Genomic DNA, 24,000 nt, shown 5'->3' with positions numbered 1-24,000 from the left:
GGCCGCATCAGCCCGCACCGCCCCACCCGGCACGACCACCGGCACACCGACCACCCGGCAGGGGAGCGGCACCCACCCGAACCGCACGCCCCGCCACTCAGGCCCCCACCAACCCCAACGCACCCAGCAGCGCCCGCACCTTCCCCTGGTCGTGCTCCACCACCGGCACGTACTCGCATACCCCCACACCCACCACATCGTGATGCGCCGCGATCGCCGCCAACGCCCCCGCCACCGCCGCAGCCGGCGGACCCCCCGGAGTCGGACACGCCATCGCCGGCAGATCGAACGGATCGCATACATCCATATCCAGATGCACATACGCAGGCGACCCCGCGGCACGACCCGCCACCACCCGCCCCGGATCCGCCATCACCTCCACCGGATCCACCACCGCCATCCCCGCCTCCCGCACGAACAGCGCCTCCGCCGCATCCAGATCCCGCACCCCCACCAGCGTCACCCGCGACGCCGCCAACGCCGCACCCCCCGAACCCACCAACCGCGGATGCCCCTCACCCAGCAGCACCCGCAACCCCATCCCATGCGCACGCCCACTCGGCGAACTCTCCGGCGTGTTCAAATCCGCATGCGCGTCCACCCAGTACACGACCAACCCCGGATGCCGCCCCGCCACATGCCCCACCGCCGCGACATCCGACAGGCAATCGCCCCCCAGCGTCAGCACCCGCCCCGGATCCCGATGCGCCAACCGCTCCCGCAACTGCCGCACCACCTCCGCCACCACCTCCAGGCTGCGCACACCCTCCACCACCTCGCGGCCCCCATCGGGCACCGCCACATGCAGCCGGCCCCCGCCCGCAGGCACCATCCGCGCCAACTCCGCGGCACCCGCGGCCACCCGGACGTCATCACCGCCCTGCCACAACGGGACCACCAGATCGACCTCGCGCTCCAACACCATGGCGCCCACCCTAGATCCGCCCCCCGCCCCCCGCCACGGGCACCGAACCCCCGCCCTTGAACCTCACCCCGCCGATTGATACCAATTTCAACGACACACCCGGCCCACACACCCCACCCCGGACGTGAGGACAGCAGCGTGCCCGCACCCAAGCTGCTCGACAAGGCCGCCTCCGTGGCCCCCCACACCTACAACCGGTGGCTCATCCCGCCCGCCGCCCTGGCCGTCCACCTCTCCATCGGCCAGGCCTACGCCACCAGCGTCTACAAGAACTCCCTCATCGCCCACTTCGACACCGGCCAGACCCAGATCGGCATCATCTTCTCCATCGCCATCGTGATGCTCGGCCTCTCCGCCGCCCTCGGCGGAACCTGGGTCGAACGCCACGGCCCCCGCGCCTCCATGGCCGTCTCCGCCCTCTGCTGGTCCAGCGGATTCCTCATCGGCGCCCTCGGCATCGCCACCAGCCAACTCTGGCTGCTCTACCTCGGCTACGGCGTCATCGGCGGCATCGGACTCGGCATCGGCTACATCTCACCGGTCTCCACCCTCATCAAATGGTTCCCCGACCGGCCCGGACTCGCCACCGGACTCGCCATCATGGGCTTCGGCGGCGGCGCCCTCGTCGCCACACCCCTGTCCAACCAACTCCTCACCCTCTACGACCCCGCCTACGGCACCGGCGACCCCGCCTCCGGCAACGCCCTCGTCGCCCTCTTCGTCACCCTCGGCCTCGGCTACCTCGCCCTCATGAGCCTCGGCGTCGCCCTCATCCGCATCCCACCCGAAGGCTGGCACCCGCCCACCACCCGCACCACCCGCAGCACCAACCCGATGATCACCACCGCCGACGTCTCCGCCCGCAACGCCGTGCACACCCCCCAGTTCTGGCTCCTGTGGATCGTCCTGTTCACCAACGTCACCGCCGGCATCGGCATCCTCGAACAGGCCAGCCCCATGATCCAGGACTTCTTCCGCACCGACGGCGCCACCGCCATCACCGCCGCCGCGGCCGGCGGATTCGTCGGCATGCTCTCCCTGTTCAACATGCTCGGCCGATTCGTCTGGTCCTCCACCTCCGACATCATCGGCCGCCGCAACGTCTACCTCCTCTACCTCGGCCTCGGCGCCGTCCTCTACGCCGTCCTCGCCACCACCGGCGCCACCTCCGTCGCCCTGTTCGTCGCCCTGGCCTGCGTCATCCTGTCGTTCTACGGGGGAGGGTTCGCCACCGTCCCCGCCTACCTGCGCGACCTCTTCGGCACCTACCAGGTCGGCGCCATCCACGGCCGGCTCCTCACCGCCTGGTCGGCCGCAGGCATCGCCGGGCCCCTCATCATCAACACCTTCCTCGACGCCGAAGGCGAACCCGGCACCCTCACCCAGGCCGCCTACACCGTGCCGCTGCTGACCATGGTGGGCCTGCTCGCCATCGGGTTCACCGCCAACCTGCTGGTCCGGCCCGTCGCTGACCGGTTCCACGAACCCGCCGCAGCCCGCACGGACGCGAACGCGGCCGCTGCCGTGACCGAGAGCGGTGCCCCCGCGGCGGCCCGCAACCCCGCCCTGTGGCTCGCCCTGGCCTGGACCCTGGTCACCCTGCTCCTGGGCTACGGGGTGGTGCGCATCGCCCTGACCTCCGCCCAGCTGTTCACCGGCTGAGACCGCCGCACACGGCAGGGGAGCGGCGGGTGGAGAACGGCAGCACGCGCCCCGGAGCCCAGGTCACGGGCTCGGGGCCCGGGGGAGTCGGCGTGCGAACAAGTGTTCGCATACTGCGGGCGGGTGCGGGGGAGGAGCCGGACCGTTGCGGGGGCGCCGCGGCGCTGAGCGTCGGCTGCCGCCCGCGGACGTCATGAGGGCGTGCGGGTCGACCGCGAATCCCAGGTCGGGCAGGCCCAGCCAGTCCAGCCGGACCGACAGGCCCAGGATCGGCCATGGGCAGCACAAGTCGCCGTGGTCGGAGAGCGTGTCGGGCAGCGGGGTGCCGATACGCACTGTCACCGGGGTGCGGTCGCCGCCGTCGGTGATGGCGTCCAGGCGGTTGCGGGGTTTCCGCTCCTCCCGATAGCGCGCCGATAATGTACATTATGTCAAGTAACGGGTTATCCGGTGACGGTGTCACGCCGACACGCCGTCCCCTGCGGGCCGCGCCCGCGGCGGCTTTTCCCGCCGGGCGGCACCCGTCCCGGTCGTCGTGCGGGTGCTGTGGGCCGGACCCAGTGCGGCTGCGGGTGCCGCCGTCGGGTCGCTGGGCCAGGCCGGCGCGGGTGTCCGGACGCGTCCCGGGCCGCTCGGTACCGACCGCGCCGCGGCGCGTGACGCACGGTCACCGCACCCACGGCGTCCACCGCATCGGCGCAGGTCAGGATCTGATCATCGGTGCGTGTGCCCAGGCCGGGCCGTGGTGGGGCCGCCGCGCCGCAGCCTCCCCCGCAGAGCGGTGCACCCCCGCTCCCATCCCGGCCAGTGCGATTTTTGCTGCATAAAGCTAATTATGCAGCAAATCGGTAGGAATTATCGGAAACAGGGCGGGGTGCCTGGCTCCGACGCCCCGATCCGCTACTCCCCGCCTCAGTGGCGTCCGCTCAGCGCCGCCGCGGCCCCCATCGACAGGTACACGCCGCCCACGGCGAAGCGCTGGCGGGAGGCGATCGCGGGCCGCCGCCGCAGCCAGGCGCTGACCGCTCCCCCGCCGAAGGCGAAGGTCAGGTCCATGGCCAGGCCCAGCGACGCCATGATCGCCCCGAACACCAGGATCTGCATCGCGGGCGGTCCTGCGGCCGGGTCGACGAACTGCGGCAGGAACGCCAGGAAGAACAGCGCGACCTTGGGGTTGAACACGTTGACGAGCATCCCGTCGCGGAAGACTCGGGCCAGGGCGCGCGGCGGGGCCGCCTCCGTGCCGAGGTCCAGCGGCGCGCGGTCGGCGAGGGCGCGCACCCCGAGGTAGACGAGGTAGGCCGCGCCCGCGTACCGGACGATGTCGAAGGCCACGGCGGAGGTGGCCAGCAGCGAGGACAGCCCGATCGCCGCGGCGGCCACGTGGACGAGGGTGCCGGTCTCCACGCCGAACGCGGAGATCACCCCGGCCCGGCGCCCCTGGCTGACGCTGCGCGTGAGGATGTAGAGGAGGTTGGGTCCGGGGACGACGATGAGCGCGATCGCTGCGGCGGTGAACAGCGCGAGGACGTGGGGTTGGGGCATGGCCGCATCCTAGACTCGGTGCCTGCGCTGTACGGGTGCGGTCCCGCACCGGCCGGGTGCGCCGGTGGCGGCGTGCCTGGGTACGGCGGCTAGGCTGAATGCCACCATCGACCGCGTCGTCCCCCGGTCCTCGGGAGCGCGGCTCTGGCTCCCACGACCGTTGATGGGCACAGGAATAGAGATCGTCGCAATGAACGAAGCCACTCCCCCGCGATTGACCGCGCAAGAGCTGCGGCAGCGCCGTGACAACTCCGGTGCGCTGCGCGAGGCGGCGCGCGAGGCGAACAAGATGCGGTTGTGCGAGGCGGCGGAGACTGTGCTGCACGACGTGGGCTACGACCGGTTGACGATGCCGCTGATCGCCGCGCAGGCGGGGTTGAAGGCGCCGGCGCTGTACAACCACTACGGGTCCAAGCGCGATCTGCTCGCCGATCTGATCCGGCGGCGCAACGCCGAACTGTTCGACAGTGTCGACCTGGGGTTGCGCGAGGGCGAGGCGTTCGGCTCCTACATCGGGCGGCTGCTCGACGTGATGATCGGGCATTGGCGGCAGCGGCGCCCGGTGCTGCTGGCGGCGGTGGCGATGGCGGTGACCGATTCGGGCGATGAGGCCGAGGGGGTGGCGCCCTACCGGGTGGAGTGGGAGGAGCACCTGGACTTCTGGGCGGCGACGGTCATGGCGGCGGCGGAGGCCAGTTATCGGGCCGGGGGGCTGCGGTCGCCGTCGGCGGTGCCGGGTCTGGGGCGCCATGCGGTGGATGTGGTGGTCGAGGGGTGTCGGCGGGTGTTCTCGGTGGAGCCGTCGGAGAGCCGGGTGGAGGATCTGCGCTGGGAGTTGGAGATCGTGTGCCGGCGGATCTTCGGTGACCGCGCGTAGGGCGCGGGCCCTGGGGTGGGCCTGGCGCGCATGCGAACGGCCCGCTCCGGGCGCTGGGAGTGGGGGCTCCTCAGTGCCGGCGCGGGCCGCCGCTTGTCGTTGTGCGCCGGCTCTGGAGATTGGGGGCTCCCAGAGACGTGGCGGGCGGGAGTGGGGGCTCCGTTGCGCCGTACGCTGCCGGCCGGTCCCGTGCGGGGCCGCTCGGAGTGGGGGCTCCGCGGGGCCCCGCACGGGGTCCTACCGGTCCTTCGTCGGCGGGCACGTGGGGATCCTTGGAGTGGGGGCTCCGCGGGTTTTCGTGCTCGCCTTCTGATGAAGAGCATACGAAACAACGCCCGTTCATTCAAGTGCTGAATGCGATTCATTGACACGGTGATGGGTCGTCGACGCTTGGTGGTGCGGTGGTCCGCTCCCCCGCCGTGCGGGCTGAGCTGCGGGAACCGGGCCGAGGGGCCGGGCGGCGCAGGCCCTGAAAAAAATCTACCGGGTCCCTTGTGCGGCCCCGCCGCAGCGGGGCCGGTGCTCGGGTCACCGGGGTACGCCCCGCCTTTTCACGCGGTGGACCACTCCCCCGGGCGGGTCCGGACGAAGTCGGCGAAGGAGCGCGGCGGGCGGCCGGTCAGCCGGCGGACCGTGTCGGTGACGCGGTCCTCGCTGCCCGCGGCGATGTCGGTGTCCACCCCGACCAGCGCCGCCGCGAAGGGCTCCGGCATGCCCGCGTCGAGGTTGCGCCGGATGAGCTCGGCGACCGGGGCGGGCGTGTGGCGCACCGGGCGTCCGATGGCGGCCGCGATGATCGCCGCGGCCTCCGCGTATCCGAGCGATTCCGGCCCGGTGAGCACGTACTCGCCCGCGACCGGGCCCGGCGCCAGCAGCAGCTCCGCCGCTGCCGCCGCGATGTCGGCGGCGTCGATCCAGCCGAGCCGCCCCTCCCCCGTTGCCGAACGGATTTCGCCGCGCTCCCGGATGCCCGCGGCCACGGGGTGGGCGCCGGTGAAGTTCTGCATGAACCCCGACGGGCGCAGCACCGCCCATTCCGGGAACGACCGCACGGCCGCGGCCAGTGCGGCGGGTCCAGGGGGGCCGCCCGGGGAACCGCCCGGTGCGGGTGCCGGGGCGCCGCGCAGTTCGGCCAGGGAGCCGAGCAGGACGACGCGCCGCACCCCGGCGGTGCGCGCGGCGGCGAGGAAGGGCCGTGCCAGCGGCGTGGGGTCCAGGGTCAGCGGGGGCGGTACCAGGTAGATCGTGTGCGCTCCGGCGAGTGCGCGGGGGTGGGTGCGGGGGTCGGTCCAGTCGAAGGGGACGGTGTCGGGGCCGGGGGTGCGGCTGGTGGCGCGTACGTCGGCGCCGCGGGCGCGCAGTGTCGCGGTGAGGGGGCGGCCGGTGTTGCCGGTGCTTCCGGTGACCAGGATCGTCATGCGTTCAGTCCTTGTCGGAGTGCGTCCAGGTCGCCGCTGGCGCGTGCGGTCTGGACGGGGCTCCAGTAGTCGCGGCATTCGGTGATGTGTCCGTCGTGGACGGTGATCACGGTGATGTAGTCGATGCGGTAGGGGTCGCCGGTGCGCACGGTGCGGCCGGTGGCGGTGAACTCGACGATGACGGTGGCCGGGTCGCCGGTGTGGTGGACGTGCATGGCGGGGACGCCGGTGACGTCGTAGACGTCGGTGTATCCGGCGAGGTAGGCGCGGATGGTCTCGCGTCCGCTGAGGTGGGTGGGTGCGCCGGCTTCGGCGAAGGGGAACGCGGCGGTGCCGTGGGGTGCCCAGAGGTCGGCGATAGCGTCCATGTCCTTGGCGGTGAGGAGTTCGAGCATGCGGTGGAGTATCTGGTCGGGTGTTCGGTCCATGGGGGCCTCCGTTGTGGGGGGTCGGTGTGCTGCCACGGTGGCGGGGTGGGGTGTCGGGGGGAACGGCGGTGTTGTCCCCGGACCGGTGGTCCGTGGCTGGGTGGGGCGGTGCGTGGCAGGGTTGGGGGGTGGACAAGCGAGAGCTGGGCGGGTTTCTGCGTGCGCGCCGTGAGGCGCTGCGTCCGGTCGATGTGGGCCTTGCGGAGTTCGGGCGGGTGCGGCGCACGCCGGGGTTGCGGCGTGAGGAGGTCGCGGGGCTGGCGGGTGTGTCGGTGAACTATTACGAGCGGTTGGAGCAGGCGCGGGCGCCGCGTCCGTCGCCGCAGGTGGTCGACGCGATCGGGCGGGCTCTGGAGCTGTCGGAGGCGGAGCGGGCGCATCTGTCGCGGTTGGCGGGGCATGCGCCGCCGGTGCGGTCGGGCGGGGTGGAGCGGGTGCCGCCGGGGGTGCTGGCGCTGCTGGGGCGGCTGGGTCCGGTTGCGGCGTATGTGTGCGATGCGCGCCATGACGTGCTGGCGTGGAACGGGGTGGCGGCGGCGCTGGTGGCGGATTTCGGTGCGCTGCCGGCGGCGGAGCGCAATGTGCTGCGGTTGGCGATGCGGTTGGGGGGCGCGGTGTGCTCGGCGCCGCCGGGGGCGGTGGGCGGGTTCGAGGCGCAGGCGGCGGCGCAGTCGCGTGAGGCGTTGGCGCGGCGTCCGGACGATGGTGGCTTGCGGCGGTTGGTGGGGGCGTTCGCGGCGTGGTCGCCGGGGTTCGCGGCGGAGTGGCGGCGGCATGGGGTGGGGGCGGATGCGGCGCTGCGCAAGCGGGTCGTGCACGGTGAGCTGGGTGTGCTGGATCTGGACTGCCAGACGTTGGCGGTGCCGGGGACGGAGCTGCGGGTGGTGATGCTCAGTGCGGAGGCGGGCAGTGTGGATCACGACAAGCTCACCCGGCTCCAGTTGAGCGTGGCGGCTTCTGGGGGGTCGTCGCAGCTGGAGGAGGCGGGGGGCTGACGCGGTGCGGGTGTGAACCGTTGACCGGGGGTGGGCGAATTCCCCGCCGACGACCACAATCGGTCACAAGCGGTGAAAACACCTGCTTTCGGGGGCGTGTCGGGGGATCCTCGAAGGGTGTCGAACCGCACTGAACCTTCTGCGCCGGCCGCGTCGGCGGCTTCCTCCCCCACGCCGCCCGGGCCGGAGGCGGCGGCGCCGTCCGGTGCGGCGGCTGTCCCGCAGCCGGGTGCCGAGGGGCGCCGCGGGCTGGTGCGGCGTCTGCGCGGCGCGGCGGGGCGGCGGCGCGAGCGGCTCATGGGCATCGATGTGGCGCGGGGTATCGCGGTGCTGGGGATGTTCGTGGTGCATGTGGGGGTGGGGTGGGAGGCGGCCGACGGGTCCAACGCGCTGTACCCGGTGGTGTCGGGGCGGTCGGCTGCGCTGTTCGCTTTGTTGGCGGGGGTGTCGATTGCGCTGTTGTCGGGCGGGTCGGCGCCGAAGCAGGGCAAGGACATGGGGGTGGCGCTGTGGCGGGTGGTCATCCGCGGGTTGATCATGCTGCCGTTGGGGACCGCGCTGACGATGCTGGGTACCGGGGTGTCGGTGATCCTGGCCTACTACGCGTTGTTCTTCGTGCTGGCGGCGCCGCTGTTGTGGGAGCGGTGGAAGATCGTGGCGGGGACGGCCGCGGTGCTGGCGTTCGCGGGGCCGGTGGTGTCGTTCTGGCTGCGGGGGTTGGCGACGGGGCGGGGGTCGCTGGCGGGGCCGGTGCGGGCGGTCGACGCCTATGACCCGTTGGTGGGCTGGTCGGGCGAGGGTGTGGTGGATTTCCTGCTCACGGGGGCCTATCCGGCGCTGACGTGGATGCCGTTCGTGTTGGCGGGGTTGGCCATCGGCCGGTTGGATCTGCGTGCGGTGCGGGTGCGGTGGGCGCTGGTGGGTGTGGGGGCGGTGCTGGCGGCGGCCGCTTATGGTGCGGCGTGGGTCGCGTTGTCGGTGGGCGGGGTGCGTGAGCGGTTGGCGGGGTCGTTCACGGGCGGGATTGTGGAGCGGTACGGCGGTCAGGGGTTGGACGAGACGCTGTCGCGGGGCTTGCCGGGCACGCTGCCGGTCAACGATTGGGCGTGGTTGGTGACTGCTGCGCCGCACGGGGGGTCGCCGCTGGAGATCGTGGGGGCGGGCGGGGTGGCGATGGTGGTGCTGGGGGTGTGCCTGCTGGTGGCCGACCGCCTGTGGGTGGTGCTGTACCCGTTGGCGGCGGTGGGGGCGTTGGCGCTGACGACGTATGTGGGTCATGTGGTGCTGATCTGGGCGGCCGAGCGGGGGGTGTTCGAGGGCACGGTGCTGTGGTGGCTGACCAGTGATCTGGCGGTGTCGGTGCTGGTGGGGTCGTTGGTGTTCGCGACGGTGTGGCGGTTGCTGGTGCGCCGGGGCCCGCTGGAGGGTCCGCTGCACGCGGTGTCGTTGTGGGCGGCCAAGCGCATCCCCTGACCCCCGAAGGCTGGGTGGTCGTGGTTCGAACATGGCGGGGGTGTCGTGTTCGAATCGTTGGGGGGTGCGGTGATCATTCCCGTGCGGATCGGGGATGGTGGGGGCATGAGTGCAACGCGGGAGCAGGTCGAGGGTGCGGGTGCGCGGCGGGTCGGGCCGGGTGCATGGGATGCGGTCGAGGAGTACCTGGTGGCGCGGGCGCCGGCCAAGCCGTCGCCGCACACGGTCGCGGCGTATCGGCGCGACCTGCGCGGGGTGCTGGAGTGCGCCGCGGGGGTGCTGGGGTGCGGGGTCGCCGACCTGGTGGTGGCGGATCTGTCGGCGGGGGTGCTGCGGCGGGCGTTCGCGGAGTTCGCGGGGCAGCGGGCGGCGTCCAGTGTGCTGCGGGCGTGGTCGACCTGGAACGGGTTCTTCTCGTTCCTGGTGAGCGAGGCGGTGGTGGAGGGCAATCCGATGCCGGCGGTGCGGCGTCCGCGGGTGGGGCCGCGTGAGCCGAAGCCGCTGCTGGGCGAGGACACCCCGGAGCGGTTGCTGGAGGCGTTGGCGGCGGGGTGCCGCAAGGCGCGCGACCCCTGGCCGGAGCGTGATCTGGCGGTGCTGGCGCTGGCGCTGCTGACGGGGTTGCGTTCGGCGGAGATGCTGGGGCTGCGGGTGGAGTCGGTCGGGGGGCGGCCCGGTGAGCGGCGGGTGCGGGTGGTCGGCAAGGGCGGCACGGTGCGGTCGGTGCCGATCGAGGCGCCGTTGGAGGCGCTGGTCGAGGCGTATCTGGTGTCGCGGGAGGCGCGGTTCGGGGTGGCGGTGCGGCCGGGTGATGCGCTGCTGGTCGACAACGGGGGGCGGCCGTTGCGGCGGGGCGGGCTCCAGTATCTGGTGCGCCAGTGCTACCGGCATGCGGGGGTGGGCGACCGGGTGGCGAAGGGGACGCTGGTGCATGCGCTGCGGCACACGTTCGCGACGCGGTTGGCGGAGGACGGGGCGTCGGTGTCGGAGATCATGCGGTTGCTGGGGCACGCCTCGATCAGTTCGTCGCAGTCCTACATCGATGTGACGGCGCGGGCGCAGCGGGAGGCGGCGCGGTCGAATCGGACCTATGGGGTGCTGCGGCGGTTGGCGGGGTCCGGGGAGGGGTGAGGGCCGCGGGGGCGGGGATGGGGGGTGTGCAGGGTGGCCGCCGCCGGGGCGGCCCGGTGGCGGTGGGAGCCGGTATGAGTGATCGTCCGCGGTTGCGGGTGGCCGCGACGGTGTTGGACGCCCCTGATCCGCGTGCGCTGGCGGGGTTCTACCGGGCGCTGCTGGGGTGGGAGGTGGTGGCGGACTGGGCGGAGTGGGTGGAGTTGCGGCCGCCGGGCGGCGGGGCGGGGCTGTCGTTCCAGGCGGAGCCGCTGTTCGTGGCGCCGGTGTGGCCGGCGCGGGGCGGTGCGCAGCAGATGATGGCGCATCTGGATGTGGAGGTGGCGGATCTGGCGGCGGCGGGCGCGTTCGCGGAGGGGCTGGGCGCGGTGGTGGCGGGGTTCCAGCCGCAGGCGCATGTGCGGGTCTACCTCGACCCGGTGGGGCACCCGTTCTGCCTGTTCCTGCCCGACGGCGCCGGGTAGTCGGGGGCGGTGCGGGGTGGGTCGGGGGCCGGGACGGGGCGTTGTCGTGTCGTCGGAGTCGGCGCGGGTGCTGCGCCGGGTGCGCACGCTCGCGGTTCTGGAGTTCGTCAATATCGCGCTCATCGCGTGGGTGCTGGTCGGTGTGCTGCGGATGCCGGTGACGGCGGCGAACCTGGCCGGTCTCGCGCTGGTCCTGGTGGTGTTGGCGGAGGGCGGCGCGTACTGGTGGGTGAAGTCGGTGCAGTTGGCGGCGGGGGCCGCGGCTCCGGCGGGGATGGGGGTGTTCCGGGTGCTGGACCGGGTCAACGTCGTCGTCCTGGCCGGCGGCGCGGCCGTGGTGGGTGCGGGAGCGGTGGAGAGCGGGGGCGGGGCGGGGGTGTGGCCGGGGGCGGCGCTGTGGGTGTTCGCGGTGCTGGAGCAGGTGAACTACTTCCACGTCCAGCTCTCGCATGACACTCGCGCGGACCTGTCCCGGTTGGTCCGGTCGCGTCGGCTGCGCCGCTCCCACCTGCGTCGCGACCTGGACCGCGGCCGGGCCGCCTGATCCGGTGCCGCCCCCTGGCGGGGGGAAAAGGGTTTGCGGGCGGGGCGGGGCCTGCGGCAGGGTCGGCCGGGTGTCTGCGACGAGTACTGATCTGATGCGGTGGCAGTTCGACCTGACGTGGTCGCTGTTCGAGTACCACCTGGAGCGGGTGGACCCCGGGGACTTCCTGTGGGAGCCCGCCCCGGTGTGCTGGACGGTGCGCCGGGGCGATGACGGGGTGTGGCGGCCCGATTGGGCCGAGCCCGAGCCCGACCCCGTGCCGGTGCCCACGATCGGGTGGGTGAGCTGGCACATCGGCTGGTGGTGGGGGGTGACCATCGACCATGGGCAGGGGCGGGCGCCGCGGGAGCGGGAGTCGGTGACCTGGCCCGGTGACGGGCCGTCGGCGGTGGCGTGGCTGCGCGGGCTGCGGACGGAGTGGGTCGCGGTGCTGGAGGGGCTGGGCCCGGCGGAGTTGGCCGCGCCGGCGCCGTTTCCGTTCCAGGACGATCCGGCGATGACGTTCGCGCACACGGTGGCGTGGGTGAACGCGGAGCTGATGAAGAACGTCGCCGAGATCGGGCAGTTGCGCTTGCTGCGCGCCTGCACGCAGGGCTGAGCCGGGCCCGGGGCGGTGCCGCACCGGGACGGGCGGGGCGCGGTTCGCCATACTGGCGCCATGGGTACCTCCGGTAGCAGTCCCGTCCTGGTGGGGCGGTCCGCCGAGCTGCGGCGGCTCGTGGAGCATGCGCGCGGGGCCCGTACCGGGGCGGCGGGTGCGCTGCTGCTGGGCGGGGAGGCCGGGGTGGGCAAGACCCGGCTGCTGGAGGAGTTCGCCGGGCGCACGGGCAACGGGCTGGTCGCGGTGGGCGGCTGCTTGGAGCTGGGGGTGGACGGGCTGCCGTTCGCGCCGTTCGTCACGGTGCTGCGCCGGCTGCGGCGGTCGGTGGGGGCGGAGGCCTTCGCGGCGCTGTCGGGCGGCGGGGGGCCGCGGGAGCTCGCCCGGTTGCTGCCGGAGCTGGGGCCGCCGCCGGAGGAGCGCCCCGAGGCGCGCGGGCGGCTGTTCGAGCAGGTGCTGGGGGTGCTGGGGGCGGCGGCGGAGGATGCCGGGCTCACGGTGATCCTGGAGGACTTGCAGTGGGCCGATTCGGCGACCCGTGACCTGCTGGTGTTCCTGGTGCGCAATCTCGACACCGCCCGGGTGCAGATCGTGGCCGGGTTCCGCAGTGACGACCTCGTCCGGGAGCACCCGCTGCGGCGGCTGCTGCCGGAGCTGGAGCGGTTGGCGGTGGTCAGCCGGATGGAGCTGGCCCCGTTGACCCGCGAGGAGGTCGCCGCGCAGGCGCGCGCCATCCGCGGGGCGGAGCCCTCCCCCGCCGAGCTCGCGGTGCTGTACGAGCGCACCTCGGGCAATCCGCTGTTCGTCGAGTCGTTCCTGGAACTGGGAGTGCCGCACGGGGCGGAGCTGCCGGAGCGCCCCCGGGAGCTGCTGCTGGGCCCGGTGCGCGCGCTGGGCGCCGATGCGCGCGACATCGCGGCGGTCGCGGCGGTGGGGGCCGGGGGCGGGGCGGGGGTGGAGCACCGGCTGCTGGAGCGGGTGGCGGGCCTGGGCGCGGAGCGGGTGGAGGCGGCGCTGGGCGCGCTGGTCGACGTGAACGTGCTGCGGGTGCACGAGAGCGGGTACCGGTTCCGCCATGCGCTGCTGCGCGAGGCGGTGCACGCCGACCTGCTGCCCGGGCGGCGGGTCCGCCTGCACCTGGCCTATGCGACGGCGTTGGAGCAGGACGCGGGGGCGGGGTGGGGCGGTGGTCGGGCGGCGGAGCTCGCCCACCACTACTACGAGGCGCACGAGCAGCCCCGCGCGTTGAGCGCGGCGTGGCGGGCGGCGGGCAGCGCCGCGGCGTCCTACGGCTACGCCGAGCAGCTGCGGATGCTGGAGCGCGTCATCGACCTGTGGGACCGGGTGCCCGATGCCGCGGAGCGGGTCGGGATGCCGCTGGTCGATGTGCTGGAGCAGGCGTCGGAGGCGGCGATCGACAGCGGGGAGACGGCCCGCGGCATGGACTTGGCGCAGGCCGGGCTGGCGGCGCTGGGCGGGGGCGGCGGGGATCTCGCCGCGGCCCGGCGGGCGCTGCTGCTGCGCCGGCGCGGGCAGGCGCACCGCGACCTCAGCGCCCCGGGCGCCCTGGACGATCTGCGGGAGGCGGCGCGGATCCTGCCGGAGCCCAGCCCGCACCGGCCCTCGATCCTGGCGACGCTGGCCGGTGAGCTGGCGCTGCGCTCCCGGTTCGCCGAAGCCGCCGAGGTGGCGTGGGAGGCGCGGGCGGCCGCCGAGACCGCGGCGGCGGCCGCGGCGGGGCCCCCGCCCGGGGCGGTGGTGTGGCCGCACGCGTGCAGCGCGCTGCACGCCCGCATCACGCTGGCGACGCTGGAGGGGTACGCGGGGCGGACCTCGGAGGCGCTGGAGGAGGTGCAGGCGTGCCTCAAGGAGGCCCGGCGCACCGACGACCCCACCACCGAGACGCGCGCGCTGGGGATCCGCGTGGCGCTGCTGTGGGAAGGGGGGCGCACCGCCGAGGCCGTGGAGTCGGGCCGTGCGGCGCTGGAGCGGGCCCGGGAGCTGGGCACGCTGCGCACGCTGGGCACCCTGGTCACCGTCAACCTCACCGAGGCGCTGTACTTCGTGGGCGAGTTCGCCGAGTGCCGGGGGGTGGCCGGGCGTGCGCTGTCGTGGGCCCCGATGCAGCTGCTGCGGCTGAACCTGCACACGCGGCGCGGCCTGGCGGCGCTGGCGATGGGCGATGTGGCGGCGGCGCGGGAGGACGGGCGGCGCCACCGGCCCGCGGCGTCGTTCCGCCACGCCCACACCCAGAACGAGGTGCCCGCGGCGCTGCTGGACGCGGAGCTGCTGCTGGTGGAGGGCGATGCGGCGGGGGCGGTCGCCGCGGTCCTGGAGGTCGTCGACGGCTACGACGTGCAGGTGTGGCCGCAGTACGCGTGGCCGCTGCTGGAGGGGGCGGCGCGGGTGGTGCGGGCGGGCCGGGAGGCGGGCGCGGCGCAGACGGCGCGGCTGCGCTCGGCGGTGGAGGCGGCGTGTGCGGGGATGCGGGCGAACGGGCCGGCGCAGGAGGCGTTCCGGGCGACGGTGCGGGCGCACCTGGTGGGGTCGGCGGACGGGCCGGGCGGCGCGGCGGGTGCGGCGGTGGAGGCGTGGCGGGATGCGGTGGCGCGGTGGCGCCGGGCCGACGACGCCTACCAGCGGGCGGCGGCGCTGCTGCGCCTGGCCGAGGCGGCCGCGGCCGCGGGTGACCGGGCGGGTGCGGGGGCGGCGGTGGCCGAGGGGGTCGCGGCGGCGGAGCGGGCCGGGGCCGCGGTGCTGGTGCGCCGGGGCACCGACCTGGCGGCGCGGGTGGGCGCCCCGGAGGGGGCGGCCACCGGCGCGGGGGCGGGCCCGGCGGGGTTGACCCGGCGCGAGGGCGAGGTACTGCGACTGGTCGCGCGGGGGCGCACCAACGCCCAGATCGCGGAGGCGCTGTTCATCTCCGCGAAGACCGTGAGCGTGCATGTGTCGCGCATCCTGACCAAGCTGGGGGTGCCCAACCGCGCCACCGCCGCCGCGCGCGCCCGCGAGCTCGGCGCGGATTAGCGGTTCTCTTTCGATGGTCGTGAGGTCGTCGGAACGGCGACGTGGACGACATCGGGGGCATGAGGGGGAAGGCGCGGGCGGCCGGACGCATCCGCGGGCCGGTCCTGGGTGCGGTGCGGATGCGTCCGGGGCGCGGTCAGGCGGAGGCGCCGCCGTCGATGACGAGGTCGTGGCCCACGGCGAAGCCCGCCTCGGTGGAGGCGAGCCAGAGCACGGTGGCGGTGACCTCCGCCAGGGTCCCCACGCGTCCCAGGGGGATGTCCGGTGTGAGGCGGGCGTCGCGCTGCTCCCGGGTCTCTCCGGGCAGGAAGGACATCGGCCCGTCGCTGGCGCCGGGGCTGACCGCGTTGATCCGGATGCCGTCGCCGATGTGGTCGAGGGCGGCGGCGCGGGTCAGGGTGCTCACGGCGGCCTTGGAGGAGGCGTAGGGGCTCAGGCCGGGGAGGCGGATGTGGGCGCCGATGTTGGAGGAGGTGTTGACGATCGCTCCCCCGCCGTGGTCGCGCATGTGGCGGATCTCGTGCTTCATCGCCAGGAACACGCCGGTGATGTTGGTGTCGATGGCGGTGCGCCAGGTGTCGGCGTCGAGGTCGGCGAGCGGGGCGGCCTGGCCGAAGGTTCCGGCGTTGTTGAGGGCGATGTGGAGTCCGCCGTGGCGCTGGACGGTGGTGGCGACCATGCGGGCGGCGTCGTCCTCGTTGGTGACGTCGGCGGTGATGGCGGAGGCGCGCCCGCCGTCCTGTTCGATCAGTGTGACGGTCTGGTCGAGGGCGGCGGCGGTGCGTCCGGCGACGGCGACGGTGGCGCCTTCGCGGGCGAAGGCGCGTGCGGCGGCGCGGCCCAGGCCGGTTCCGCCGCCGGTGACCAGGGCGACCTGGGTGTGGAATCGGTTGCTGCGCATCGGGTGTGTCTCCTTGGTGGTGGCGGTGCGGGGTGTCCCCGCCCCCGTTTTTTGACTGATCGTTCTGGTATTTGGGCGTGGCAGGGCGCGCTCCCCTCGCGCCCGGGGTCGGGTCAGGTGAGGACGGACAGGGCCTGGGCCGCGGTGTCGTGCAGCCGGGCGGGGTCGGTGGAGCTCTTGCCGATGACGCGCATGCCCTGCATGACGGTCAGCAGGAACCGGGCCAGCGCCCGGGGGTCCTTGTCCGCGGCCAGCTCGCCGCGGTCGCGGGCCCGCTCCAGCGCCAAGGCGAGGGCCGACTCGATGGCGTCCCAGTTGGCCTCGACGCGGCGCGCCAGGCGCGCGTCGTGGGGTGCGAGTTCCACGGCGGTGTTCACCACGAAGCAGCCGCGGCGCGCGGTGTCGTGGGCGGATTCGTGCGCGAAGCGCTCCACCAGGGCGCGCACGGCGGGCAGGACGGGGTCGGCCCGGCCCAGGGGGCCGGCGATGTCGGTGCCGTTCTCCAGGTAGCGGTCGTAGGCGCGGAGGTAGAGTTCGGACTTGCCGCCGAACGTCGCATAGATGCTCGCCCGCCCGATCCCCAGGTGTTCGACCAGGTCGGCCATTGAGGTCGCCTCGTAGCCCTTCTCCCAGAAGAGCCCCATTGCGCGGTGCAGTGCCGCGTCGGGGTCGAACTCCTTGCTCCGTGCCATGGCCGCGAACCTACCCTTTTTTGGAACGATCGGTCAAAGTGGTGGGGTGGTGCAAGCGCCGCTCCCCCTGCGGCTGCCGGATCCGGCCCCGGCGGCGACCGCGCCCCCGGCCGCCGCTGTGCGCGGGGTTGGCTAGGCTGGCCGACGTGCAGATTTCTACGGTCAACGTGAATGGGCTGCGCGCCGCCGCGCGCAAGGGGTTCGTGGAGTGGCTCGCCGCCACCGACTCCGAGGCCGTGTGCCTCCAGGAGACTCGCGCCGAGCACGACCAGCTCGCCCCCGAGGTCCTCGCGCCCGAGGGCTGGCACGTGGTGCTGTGCCCCGCGGCCGCCAAGGGCCGGGCCGGGGTCGCGCTGTACACGCGCGCCGAACCGGACGCCGTGCGGGTCGGGTTCGGGGTGGCGGAGTTCGCCGAGTCCGGGCGCTACGTCGAGGCCGACCTCGGCCCCGTGACCGTCGCCAGCCTCTACCTGCCCTCCGGCGAGGTCGGCACCGAGCGCCAGGACGAGAAGGAGCGGTTCATGGCCGCCTTCCTCGACTACCTGGTGCGCCGCCGCGACGAGGTCCAGGCCCAGGGCCGCGACCTGGTGGTGTGCGGCGACTGGAACATCGCCCACCGCGAGCAGGACCTGAAGAACTGGCGGGCCAACCGCACCAAGTCCGGGTTCCTGCCCGAGGAGCGCGCGTGGATGTCGCGGATCTTCGACGAGGTGGGCCTGGTGGATGTGGTGCGCACCCTGGTGGGCGACGTCGAGGGCCCCTACTCGTGGTGGTCGGTGCGCGGCCGCGCCTTCGACAACAACACCGGGTGGCGCATCGACTACCAGGTCGCCACCCCGGGGCTGGCCGGGCGCGCCCGCGAGACCCGGGTGGAGCGCGCGCCCAGCCACGACACCCGCTGGTCCGACCACGCCCCGGTCACCGTCGTCTACGACTGAGCGGGCGCGCGGCGGCCGGCGCCGCGCGTGGGCCGTACGTCGTCGAACGGGGGTGGGAGCGGTCATGGGCATGCCGATCGTGCTGGTGCACGGCCTGCGGATCTCGGGCAGCATGTGGCGGTCGCAGGTCGAGGTGCTGCGCGCCCAGGGCCGCCAGGTGCGCGCCCCCGACCTGCCCGGGCACGGGGCGCGCCGCGGTGAGGCGTTCACCCTGGGCGGCGCCGTGGAGGCCGTGCGCGACGCCGTGGACGAGGTGGGCGGCCGCGCCCTGGTCGTGGGGTTGAGCCTGGGCGGGTTCGTGTCCATCGCCGCCGCGGCGGCCTACCCCGGGCGTGTCGCCGGGCTGGTCGCCACCGGCTGCTCGGCCAAGCCCGTCAACGCCCTCGCGCACATGTACCGCATCCCCGCGGCGCTGCTGGGCCGGCTGCCCGACAAGGGGCTGGCCGTCAACGAGCGCCTGCACCGGCTGCGGCTGCCGGCGGAGGCCGCCGAGGCGGTGCTGGACGGCGGGCTCGCGATGGAGGCCGCGCGGGAGGTCATCGAGGAGATCGTGGCCATGGACGCGCTGGCGCTGCTGGCGTCCTACCCGCACAGCGTCTGGCTCATCAACGGGGCCCGCGACCACTTCCGCATCCACGAGAAGCTGTACCTGGACGCCTGCGTCGACGGGCGGCTGCTGGTGGTGCCGCGCGCCGGGCACATGGTCAGCCTCGACCAGCCCGAGGCGTTCACCACGCTGGTCGCCGACGCCGCCGACCTGGTCGCGGCCCGCGCCCAGTGGGGTCCGACCCTGAACGCGCTGGAGCACCCGCCCCGCACCCCCGACAGCCCGGTGTGAGCGGCGCCCGGCGTCAGGCGCCGGTGGAGCGGCGCATGCGCTCCTCGGTCCAGTAGGTGCGGGCGTGCTCGACCTCGGCGGGGCTGAAGTGCCGCGAGACGACCCGCCCCGAGGGCGACCCGGGGGCGGAGACGGGCAGCGGGTCGGGCAGCGCCGCGGGGTCGGGCACCGCCTCGCCCAGGTGCGCCAGGACGTGGTCGGCCGCCTCCGCGACGCCCATGGCGGTGGTGTCGAGCCACAGGCCGATGCGCGGGGTGTCCTCGCGCAGGACGGCGTCGAGTTCGGCGAGCGGGGGCCCGGACCAGGCCGGGGCGCGCTCCTGGACGGTGTCGGGCCGGGGGGCGAGCATGACCGCGTGCACGTTGCGGCGGCCGATGGCCAGCGGGTAGTCGACGAGGCGGCCCAGGAAGTGCGGCCACGCGGTGCCGAGGAACACGTCCTGCACCATGACGCTGAACGCGCCCGCGGAGAAGGTGGCGGCGGCGTCGGCGGCCAGCTGGTGGTGCATCCGCAGCTGGAACAGCTCCTCGTGGGCGGGCCCGCCCACCACCGGGGCGGCGCCGTTGACGATGAGGCGGCGGAAGGTGTCGGCGCGCAGGTGGACGCTGCGCTCGCGCCGTTCGGCGAGGGCCTGGGCCAGGCTGGACTTGCCCGCGCCGGGGATCCCGGTGATGGCGATGATGCGCGGCCGCTCCGGTCCGGTGCTCACGGGGCGCCGCCGGGCTGGATGAGGCCGGAGTCGTAGGCGGCGATGACCGCCTGGGTGCGGTCGCGCACCCCCAGCTTCGCGAGGATGTTGGAGACGTGGGTCTTCACGGTCTGCACGCCCACGAACAGCTCGGCCGCGATCTCGGTGTTGGAGTGCCCGCGCGCCATGAGGCGCAGCGTCTCGGCCTCGCGCTGGGTCAGCGCCCCCACCGCCGCCGCGGCCGGGTGCCCGGGGTGGGGGCTGGCGGCGGCAAGGGACCGGATGGCCGCGGGGAACAGCAGGGCGTCGCCCTGGGCAACCACGCGCACCGCGGTGAGGATGTCCTCGGGGCGGGCGCGTTTCAGCAGGAACGCATCAGCGCCCGCGCGCAGGCAGGCGTGCACGTGGTCGTCGTTCTCGAAGGTGGTGACGACCACGATCTTGGGCGGGGTGTCGAGCGCGGCGATCAGCGCGCGGGTGGCGGCGATGCCGTCCATGCGGGGCATGCGCACGTCCATCAGGACGACGTCGGGGCGGTGCCGGCGCACCATGTCGAGGACCCCGGTGCCGTCGTCGGTCTCGGCGACCACGCTGAGGTCCGGTTCGGCGTTGAGGAGCGCGCGCAGCCCGGCGCGGACGAGGGCCTCGTCGTCGGCGAGGGCGAGGCGGATCACCGCCCGCTCCCCCAGCCGATGTCGGCGCGCAGCCGCCACACCCCGCCGTGGGCCCCGACGTCGAGGCGCCCGCCCAGCAGCCGCAGCCGCTCGGCCATCCCGTCGAGCCCCCGGCCGCCGCGCCGCGCCGGTGCGGGGGCCCGGGCGGGCCGGGGGTTGCTGATCTCCACGCGGAGCCTTTCGTCGCCGACGGCCAGGGTGAGGCTGATGGGCACCTTACCGGCGTGGCGTGCGGCGTTGGTGAGCCCTTCCTGGCAGACGCGGTAGGTCTCGCGGGAGACCACGGCGGGCACCGACGCCAGGTCGCCGGTGATGGCGGTGTCGATGTGCAGGCCCAGGGCGCCGGTGGCGTCGATGAGGCCGGGCAGGTCGGTGAGGTCGCGCAGCGGCGCGGTGGCGGCCCGTTCGTCGCGGAGCAGGCCCAGGACGTGGTCGAGCTCCTCGGTGGCGGTGCGGGCCGTGTCGGCGATCGCCTCCAGCGCGGTGCGCGCGAAGCGGGGGTCGGTGTCGATGAGGCGGGCCGCGGTCCCGGCGTGCAGGGTGACCACCGACAGGGCGTGGCCGATGGAGTCGTGCAGTTCGCGGGCGAGCCGGTTGCGTTCGGCCAGGGAGTCGGCGCGGGCCTGGGCGGCACTGATGCGGTCGGCCGCCGAGGGGCCGAGCAGGAACGGGGCCGCCATCGCGAGCAGGTGCCCGACGGTGGCGACCAGCGACACGAGCACGGCGAGGACCAGGAGCCCCACCGCGGGCGCCAGGGGCCGCCACGGGCCGGTGACCACCGCGGCGGGCACCATGTCCAGCAGGTCCTGGGCGCCGCCGAACCCCACCGGGGCGAACGGCGCCGCCGCCAGCAGCGCCGCCTGGGTCAGCAGGATCATCGTCGCCAGGCTCAGGGCGAACCCGGTGAGCAGGTGCAGGCTCAGCCACACCCCGGTGCGGGCCCGCGACCGCCAGGTGGTGGGCGCGGCCGCGGCCGGGTCCCGGGTGATCGGCCCGCCGAGTAGGGCGCGGGCGATCTGGGTCTGCAAGGCGTGCGCGCCCGGCAGCCACCCGGTGGCCGTGGTCAGCACCAGGGCCAGCAGCAGCGAGGTCAGGCCCACGGGCGCGGTGTTGAGGAGTTCGCGCTGCTCGGTGGGGTCGGTCCAGGTTCCGGGCAGGAACAGGGACACGAGCACGGCCGCGCCGATGGCGTAGGGCATGAACACGCCGCCGCCCACGACCAGGTACACCCAGCGGGTGTAGGTGGTGGTCGCGATCAGCGGGGCCGGGACCATGCGCAGGAGCCTCACACCTGCTCATGCTGGCAGACGCCGCCGGTGGTGGGCCTCCCCCCGGGGAGGGAGGCCCACCGGGCGGCCCGCGCCCCGACGGGCCCCCCGGGGCGCGGGCCGCCGGCGCCCCTTGCGCCTCCCGAGGGGTGGTGTCGCCCACATCCGGCGGCCCGGTGCAGGTCAGGGGTGGTGTGGCGGGTTCGGGCAGGGGGTGCGGGCGGCTAGCCTCGGTGGGTGTGAACGCCCACGCCGACCCGCCCGGCTCCCCCGCCGCGCCCCCGGCCCGCCCGCGCCGCGGCCTGCGCCGCCGCCACCTGACCATGATCGCCATCGGCGGGTCCGTCGGCTCGGGGCTGTTCGTCGGCTCCGGTGTGGTCATCCACGCGGTGGGCCCCGCCGCGGTGGTGTCCTACGCCATCGCCGGGGCGATGGTCCTGCTGACCCTGCGGGCGCTCGGCGAGATGGTGGTCGCCCGGCCGTCCGCCGGGGCGTTCGCCGACTACGCGCGCATGGCGCTGGGCCCGTGGGCGGGATTCTGCATCGGCTGGCTGTACTGGTGGCTGTACGCGGTGCTGATCGCGGCCGAGGCCGTGGCCGGCGCCGCGCTGCTGGCGGCCTGGGTCGACGCGCCCCCGTGGGTGCTGTCGCTGGTCCTGATGGTGGCCATGACCGGCGCGAACCTGGTGTCGGTGCGGGTGTTCGGCGAGACCGAGTCGGTGTTCTCCCTGGTCAAGGTCGCCACCATCGCGGTGTTCCTGGTGATGGGCGTGCTGTTCGCCGCCGGGTGGTGGCCCGGCGCGCCGGGCGGCGCGGTGGCCAACCTGTGGGCCCACGGCGGGTTCGCCCCGCAGGGGTGGGCGGCGGTGCTGGCCGCCGTCGTGGTGGTGCTGTTCTCCTTCGGCGGGGTGGAGATCCCCGCGATCGCCGCGGGCGAGTCCGACGACCCGGTCGGCAACGTCGCCCGGGCCACCACGAACGTGGTGTGGCGCATCGCGCTGTTCTACATCGCCTCGCTGCTGGTCGTGGTGACCGTCCTGCCGTGGGACACCGTCTCCGGCGACCCCGACGACAGCCCGTTCGTCGCCGTCATGGCGGGCCTGGGCGTGCCGGGCGCGGGCACCATCATGCAGATCGTGGTGTTCATCGCGGTCCTGAGCGTCCTCAACGCCGCCATGTACACCTCCTCGCGGATGCTGCACGTGCTGACCCGCCAGGGCGACGCCCCCGCCGCGCTCGCGAAACTCACCCGCCGCGGCGTCCCGGCGCGGGCGCTGCTGGCGGGCACGGTCGTGGGCTTCGCCTCGGTCGCCGCCAACTACATGTGGCCCGCCTCGATCTTCTGGTTCCTGGTGAACTCCATCGGCGCGATCCTGCTGGTGCTGTTCATCACGATCCTGGTGTCGCACCTGGTGCTGGGGGTGCGGATGCGGCGCGCGGGCGAGGCACCGGCATTCCGCATGTGGGGGTTCCCCTACCTCAGCGCGGCCACGCTGCTCGCCCTGGTCGCCGTGCTCGTCGCGATGGTGTTCATGGACGCCCAGCGCCCGCCGCTGGCGGCCACCGCGGCGAGCGCGGCCGTGGTGGGGCTGGCCTGCTGGGCGCGCGGCCGCTTCGGGGCCCGCCCGCCCAGCGGGCGCGCCCTGGACCTCACACCGGGCGGCTCTGCCCCGGGGCCCGGTCCTGGTCCCGGGGCGGATCCGGGGGCGGCGGCGCAGCGGAGGGCACCGCGGACTGGGCGATGAACGCCCCCGCCACCACGATGACCGCCCCGACGGTCTGGGCCGTGCTGAGCGCCTCCCCCAGCATCAGCCAGGCCAGCACGATCGCGGTGACCACCTCCAGGTAGGCCACCGCCCCGGCGACCACCGGGGACAGCCGGCGGATGGCCGCGACCCCGGTCACGTAGGCGAGCGCGGTCGTGACCAGCACGATCCACGCCACCAGCGCCATCGCGGGCACCTCCACCCCCGACACCGGGACCTGGGCGGCCAGCACCGCCCAGTCCAGCTCCCACGGGCGCGCCACCACCGTGATCAGCACGGTCGCGGCGATCGACCCGAACGCGATGAGGGCGACCGGGTCGACCTCATCGCCCGCGCTGTCGGAGATGAGGAAGTACCCGGCCTGGCAGGCGGCCGCGGCCAGGCCCAGCGCCACCCCCACCGGGTCCAAAGTCGCCCCCGCCCACACCTCCACCAGGCAGCCCAGCCCGGCCACCGCGAGTATCACCCCGATGGCGGCCGCGCGGGACACGTGCTGGCGGCGCACCGCCCGGATCCAGGCCAGCACGAGCACGGGGCCCAGGAACTCCAGCAGCAGCGCCACCCCCACCGGGATGCGGGAGATCGCCGCGAAGTAGAACGCCTGCACCCCCGCCATGGGGAACACCCCGTAGGCCAGCAGCAGCCAGGGGTGGGTGCGCACGACCGACCGGTACCGCCAGGCCACCGGCAGCAGGACCAGGGCGACCCCGGCCAGGCGCAGCCAGGTGACGTGCAACGGGTCGATGCCCGCGGAGATCAGCGGTTTCGCGACCGGCCCGGACCCGCCGAAGGCCAGAGCCGACGCCAGCCCGAGGGCCAGGCCCGAGGCGCGGTGGCGCGCGGGGGCGGCGCTCACGTGGGGAGGCGCGGGAGGTACACGGAGTCCATGGGCCGAATCCTAGCCAGCGCCGCACCGCCGCCCACGGGCGCCCCGACCCGGGGCGGACCCGCGAACCACGCAGCTCAGCCCGCGGCCCCCGCGCGCGGGGCGCGGCGTCGGAGAGGTGGTCGGTGAGGTCCGCCGGCATCCGCGCCCCCCGCGCGCGGACCGGCGCAGCGGGCCGCCGGTGCCGCGGCGGCGGCACTCCCGTGCCCGGGCGCCCCGGCCGGCCCGCGATCACCCCCGCGCGGCAGCCGCACACCGCGGG

At 74.6% G+C, this 24,000-nt stretch carries 22 protein-coding genes; 12 read left to right on the top strand and 10 right to left on the bottom strand.

Features of this window, described 5'->3' with window-relative positions; all coding sequences use genetic code 11:
• Nucleotides 1-97: 97 nt before the first annotated feature.
• Nucleotides 98-925, bottom strand: coding sequence for an arginase family protein (locus tag CLV63_RS07995; RefSeq protein ID WP_106582423.1), 828 nt, complete (start codon nt 923-925; stop codon nt 98-100).
• Nucleotides 926-1,063: 138 nt separating this feature from the next.
• On the opposite strand from CLV63_RS07995, the gene CLV63_RS07990 reads away from it, so the two are divergent.
• Nucleotides 1,064-2,587: an OFA family MFS transporter gene (locus CLV63_RS07990; RefSeq protein ID WP_170134171.1), complete on the top strand. Its 1,524-nt coding sequence runs from the start codon at nt 1,064-1,066 to the stop codon at nt 2,585-2,587.
• A 912-nt stretch (nt 2,588-3,499) separates the two neighbouring features.
• Here the strand turns inward: CLV63_RS07990 and CLV63_RS07985 are convergent.
• Nucleotides 3,500-4,132 (bottom strand): LysE family translocator, encoded by a 633-nt coding sequence (locus CLV63_RS07985; protein ID WP_106582277.1) that lies wholly within the window; start codon nt 4,130-4,132, stop codon nt 3,500-3,502.
• A gap of 190 nt (nt 4,133-4,322) precedes the next feature.
• Here CLV63_RS07985 and CLV63_RS07980 point away from each other — a divergent pair, with 190 nt between their 5' ends.
• Nucleotides 4,323-5,009: a TetR/AcrR family transcriptional regulator gene (locus CLV63_RS07980; RefSeq protein ID WP_170134170.1), complete on the top strand. Its 687-nt coding sequence runs from the start codon at nt 4,323-4,325 to the stop codon at nt 5,007-5,009.
• Nucleotides 5,010-5,560: 551 nt separating this feature from the next.
• Here the strand turns inward: CLV63_RS07980 and CLV63_RS07975 are convergent.
• On the bottom strand, nt 5,561-6,427 hold the full coding sequence (locus tag CLV63_RS07975; RefSeq protein WP_106582275.1) for an NAD(P)H-binding protein: 867 nt from the start codon (nt 6,425-6,427) through the stop codon (nt 5,561-5,563).
• A complete protein-coding gene (locus CLV63_RS07970; protein WP_106582274.1) occupies nt 6,424-6,855 on the bottom strand; it encodes a nuclear transport factor 2 family protein in 432 nt (143 codons plus the stop codon). Before CLV63_RS07970 ends, CLV63_RS07975 begins: the two co-directional genes overlap by 4 nt.
• Before the next feature lie 128 nt (nt 6,856-6,983).
• Between CLV63_RS07970 and CLV63_RS07965 the strand changes: the two genes are divergently transcribed.
• The 7 genes from CLV63_RS07965 to CLV63_RS34980 all read left to right on the top strand — a co-directional run bounded on the left by CLV63_RS07965 (nt 6,984) and on the right by CLV63_RS34980 (nt 15,087).
• The gene (locus CLV63_RS07965; RefSeq protein ID WP_106582421.1) at nt 6,984-7,850 is read left to right on the top strand and encodes a helix-turn-helix transcriptional regulator; all 867 of its coding nucleotides are present in this window, start codon (nt 6,984-6,986) and stop codon (nt 7,848-7,850) included.
• Nucleotides 7,851-8,102: 252 nt separating this feature from the next.
• Nucleotides 8,103-9,323: a DUF418 domain-containing protein gene (locus tag CLV63_RS07960; RefSeq protein WP_245928648.1), complete on the top strand. Its 1,221-nt coding sequence runs from the start codon at nt 8,103-8,105 to the stop codon at nt 9,321-9,323.
• Between the two features lie 105 nt (nt 9,324-9,428).
• A complete protein-coding gene (locus tag CLV63_RS07955; protein WP_106582420.1) occupies nt 9,429-10,454 on the top strand; it encodes a tyrosine-type recombinase/integrase in 1,026 nt (341 codons plus the stop codon).
• A gap of 74 nt (nt 10,455-10,528) precedes the next feature.
• Nucleotides 10,529-10,918 carry a VOC family protein gene (locus CLV63_RS07950; RefSeq protein WP_106582272.1) on the top strand — a complete coding sequence of 130 codons (390 nt, stop codon included), beginning with the start codon at nt 10,529-10,531 and terminating at the stop codon, nt 10,916-10,918.
• A gap of 46 nt (nt 10,919-10,964) precedes the next feature.
• Nucleotides 10,965-11,462 carry a hypothetical protein gene (locus CLV63_RS07945; RefSeq protein WP_245928647.1) on the top strand — a complete coding sequence of 166 codons (498 nt, stop codon included), beginning with the start codon at nt 10,965-10,967 and terminating at the stop codon, nt 11,460-11,462.
• A 70-nt stretch (nt 11,463-11,532) separates the two neighbouring features.
• Nucleotides 11,533-12,060, top strand: a complete 528-nt coding sequence (locus CLV63_RS07940; RefSeq protein ID WP_449288801.1) for a DinB family protein — start codon at nt 11,533-11,535, stop codon at nt 12,058-12,060.
• Between the two features lie 60 nt (nt 12,061-12,120).
• Nucleotides 12,121-15,087 (top strand): helix-turn-helix transcriptional regulator, encoded by a 2,967-nt coding sequence (locus CLV63_RS34980; protein WP_106582269.1) that lies wholly within the window; start codon nt 12,121-12,123, stop codon nt 15,085-15,087.
• Between the two features lie 136 nt (nt 15,088-15,223).
• On the opposite strand, the gene CLV63_RS07930 is transcribed toward CLV63_RS34980, so the two are convergent.
• Together CLV63_RS07930 and CLV63_RS07925 are read right to left on the bottom strand one after the other, a co-directional pair.
• Nucleotides 15,224-15,988 carry an SDR family NAD(P)-dependent oxidoreductase gene (locus CLV63_RS07930; protein ID WP_106582268.1) on the bottom strand — a complete coding sequence of 255 codons (765 nt, stop codon included), beginning with the start codon at nt 15,986-15,988 and terminating at the stop codon, nt 15,224-15,226.
• A gap of 113 nt (nt 15,989-16,101) precedes the next feature.
• Complete coding sequence (locus tag CLV63_RS07925; protein WP_106582267.1) at nt 16,102-16,680, bottom strand: TetR/AcrR family transcriptional regulator; 579 nt, start codon at nt 16,678-16,680, stop codon at nt 16,102-16,104.
• Nucleotides 16,681-16,826: 146 nt separating this feature from the next.
• Between CLV63_RS07925 and CLV63_RS07920 the strand changes: the two genes are divergently transcribed.
• Together CLV63_RS07920 and CLV63_RS07915 are read left to right on the top strand one after the other, a co-directional pair.
• Nucleotides 16,827-17,618, top strand: coding sequence for an exodeoxyribonuclease III (locus CLV63_RS07920; RefSeq protein WP_245928646.1), 792 nt, complete (start codon nt 16,827-16,829; stop codon nt 17,616-17,618).
• A 64-nt stretch (nt 17,619-17,682) separates the two neighbouring features.
• Nucleotides 17,683-18,456 carry an alpha/beta fold hydrolase gene (locus CLV63_RS07915; protein WP_106582266.1) on the top strand — a complete coding sequence of 258 codons (774 nt, stop codon included), beginning with the start codon at nt 17,683-17,685 and terminating at the stop codon, nt 18,454-18,456.
• Between the two features lie 13 nt (nt 18,457-18,469).
• Here the strand turns inward: CLV63_RS07915 and CLV63_RS07910 are convergent, their stop codons facing one another.
• From CLV63_RS07910 to CLV63_RS07900, 3 genes are read right to left on the bottom strand one after another with little or no spacing between them, the layout of a single operon-like run.
• Entirely contained in the window at nt 18,470-19,165 is a 696-nt protein-coding gene (locus CLV63_RS07910; RefSeq protein WP_106582265.1) for a zeta toxin family protein, read from the bottom strand.
• Entirely contained in the window at nt 19,162-19,818 is a 657-nt protein-coding gene (locus CLV63_RS07905) for a response regulator (RefSeq protein ID WP_106582264.1), read from the bottom strand. The genes CLV63_RS07910 and CLV63_RS07905 overlap by 4 nt, the downstream gene beginning before the upstream one ends.
• Nucleotides 19,815-21,107 (bottom strand): sensor histidine kinase, encoded by a 1,293-nt coding sequence (locus CLV63_RS07900; RefSeq protein ID WP_106582263.1) that lies wholly within the window; start codon nt 21,105-21,107, stop codon nt 19,815-19,817. The genes CLV63_RS07905 and CLV63_RS07900 overlap by 4 nt, the downstream gene beginning before the upstream one ends.
• Nucleotides 21,108-21,403: 296 nt before the next feature.
• On the opposite strand from CLV63_RS07900, the gene CLV63_RS07895 reads away from it, so the two are divergent.
• Nucleotides 21,404-22,831, top strand: coding sequence for an amino acid permease (locus tag CLV63_RS07895; protein ID WP_106582418.1), 1,428 nt, complete (start codon nt 21,404-21,406; stop codon nt 22,829-22,831).
• Here CLV63_RS07895 and CLV63_RS07890 read toward each other — a convergent pair.
• Nucleotides 22,737-23,708 (bottom strand): EamA family transporter, encoded by a 972-nt coding sequence (locus CLV63_RS07890; protein ID WP_106582262.1) that lies wholly within the window; start codon nt 23,706-23,708, stop codon nt 22,737-22,739. The two genes, CLV63_RS07895 and CLV63_RS07890, sit on opposite strands and share 95 nt — an antisense overlap.
• Nucleotides 23,709-24,000 lie beyond the last annotated feature (292 nt).

Origin of the sequence: Murinocardiopsis flavida (assembly GCF_003014485.1) — a bacterium.
GTDB classification, from domain to species: Bacteria; Actinomycetota; Actinomycetes; order Streptosporangiales; family Streptosporangiaceae; genus Murinocardiopsis; species Murinocardiopsis flavida.
Note: the sequence above shows the minus strand (reverse complement) of the source record. Positions and strands in the feature narration are given on the sequence as shown.